This window comes from Dyadobacter sp. OTU695 (genome assembly GCF_038440355.1).
In the GTDB taxonomy this organism is placed as follows: domain Bacteria; phylum Bacteroidota; class Bacteroidia; order Cytophagales; family Spirosomataceae; genus Dyadobacter.
In genome coordinates this window covers 1-2,487 of sequence record NZ_JASATN010000053.1, presented here as the reverse complement: position 1 = coordinate 2,487, position 2,487 = coordinate 1, and the positions used below count along the sequence as shown (strand labels likewise).

Genomic DNA, 2,487 nt, shown 5'->3' with positions numbered 1-2,487 from the left:
GGTGCGCCCGTAAAGGCCATTTGATAATTGTACTTTGGCAAGTATCAGGCAAGTATTCCAATAGCCTGTCATCGTCCGGCTTATCCTAAGGGGAAACCCAAAGGGGAGTGCAGCATGCCGGAGAAGGCATAAGTCAGGAAGATACCATCCTGCGACTGAATGACAAGATGAAAGACCGGTATGAGGATAAAATCCATACTGACTGAATGTTAGTCCAAGCGGGGGGCCTCGCACCTGCGGCGCAAGGTATCTGTAATCGCCGCACTGTAACAACGTTTGTCCACCCGAGCAGGACAGACGGCTGGAATAAATCACAGCGTAGCTGCAATAAGCAGAAAAGGACGGAAAACATGTCCGACAACCGGTCAAGCCATTATCAAATGATTAAACGGGGATTGCCTAAACCGGAATGCGCAAGAAAAGCTATGAAGCAGTGGCTTCTGAATATCCGGCATGGCAACGGAGCTTCCGTAGTAGTCCGCGCAGGGGAAAGCCCTGTACATGGCGAAGGGAAGCAGCTATTATCGTTTAGAGGTTGCCGACCGAAGATGTGAGAGACATTGAGAAATCCGTCAGCAATACTAAACAGTCTGGCCAAACGCAGCACAGACCCTTCTTACCAATACCACCGGCTGTACCGCAACCTTTTTCGGGAAGACCTATTTTATCTGGCCTACCAGCGCATCTACGCCAAACCGGGCAATATGTCGCCCGGGTCCGATGGGAAAACCATTGATGGCACCAGCCTGCTACGCATCAAAAACCTGATCCAGGCACTGCGCAACGAGACTTACCAACCTCACCCCTCACGAAGGATATACATTCCAAAAGCCAACGGGAAGACGCGGCCGCTAGGTATCCCATCCTTCAAAGATAAGCTCGTCCAGCAGGTAACACGCATGCTACTGGAGGCGATCTTCGAGCCGCAGTTCGAACCCAGTTCACATGGGTTCAGGCCAGGAAAAAGTTGCCACACTGCCCTCAAACAGGTGCAAAACAGGTTTACCGGTGTAAAATGGTTTATAGAAGGGGACATTGAAGGTTTCTTTGACAACATCGGCCACCAGGTACTGATCGGAATGCTCAGACAGCGCATTAAGGATGAACGTTTCCTTCGCCTGATCAGCAAATTCCTGAAAGCCGGTTACATGGAAAACCATACTTTCCATCCCACATACAGCGGAACGCCACAAGGCGGCATCATCAGCCCACTTCTGGCCAATATCTATCTGGACAAGCTGGACAAATACGTCAAGGAGTACAGCCAGGGGGTCGAAACCGGGAAAAGAAGGGTTGTTAACCCGGCCTACAACCGTCTCTCAATGGAAAGGATCCACTTATCCCGCAAGCTCAAAGAGCAGCAAAACAGCCCGCTAAAGGGAAAATGGCAGGAAAGGATCAAAACGATTGAGCGGACAAAGCTTGCACTGCCCTATACCGATGGGATGGACAGCGGCTATAAAAGAATGAAGTACGTCCGCTACGCCGATGATTTTCTAATAGGTGTAATAGGCAGTAAAACCGACAGTCTACGCATCAAGGAAGACCTCGCTTGCGTGCTGGCAGAGAAATTAAAACTAACCCTCTCGCCCGCCAAGACGCTGGTCACCCATGCCACAAAACCTGCCAAATTCCTAGGGTACCACGTCCATGTCCGAAAATGCAAACACGGAAAACGCAGCAAGGCAACCGGCGCCCTTAGACGGGCTTACAACGGAAAGGTGGTCCTGGCCATGCCAACGACCACAGTCCGTAAACGGCTGCTGGGCTACCAGGCCATGAAAATTGTCAAGCGTAATGGAACTGAAAAATGGAAGCCTACAGGCCGGCCCAGGCTGCTCAACAATGATGACCTGGAAATCCTCAACTGTTACAATGCAGAAGTCAGGGGTTTTGCCAACTACTACTCCATAGCCAACAACGCCTCATCGCTGCACAACTTCCGGTATATCATGGAATATAGCATGTACAAGACATTCGGCCGGAAATACAGGTGCTCAATCGGTAAGATCCGCAAAAAATACCGCTACAAAAAGGATTTTGCCGTCACCTACTACAATAGCAAAGGAGAGAAAAAAAGGAATATCTTTGCTAAGGTGAGCTTCAAGAGAAAGTTGCTGGCTGACAAAAGCAAAAGTGTTGAAAAGCTCCCTGATACGGCATATATTACAGCCAACACCAGCCTGATCGACCGGTTAAAGGCCAGGTGCTGTGAGGTCTGCCAATCCGAAAACGACTTGCAGATGCACCATGTCCGTAAGTTAAGGGAACTGAAAGGAAGGAAGAAATGGGAAATCCTGATGATCGCCCGCAAGAGGAAAACAATGGCTGTCTGCCATTCATGCCATAGGAAGATACATCATGGAAAGCTGGACTGAAGATAATAGTGGAAAGCCGTATACATTGAGAAATGTACGTACGGTTTGGAGGCGAGCACTTGGAAACCTGTTTATGAAAGTAAACAAGGCGCCGGGTGCTTAGCCTACG

1 protein-coding gene is annotated in these 2,487 nt (G+C 49.6%); it reads left to right on the top strand.

Annotation, left to right across the window (positions count from 1 at the left end):
* Positions 1–560: 560 nt before the first annotated feature.
* The gene (gene ltrA / locus AAHB90_RS32315; protein ID WP_342089463.1) at positions 561–2,378 is read left to right on the top strand and encodes a group II intron reverse transcriptase/maturase; all 1,818 of its coding nucleotides are present in this window, start codon (positions 561–563) and stop codon (positions 2,376–2,378) included.
* Positions 2,379–2,487 lie beyond the last annotated feature (109 nt).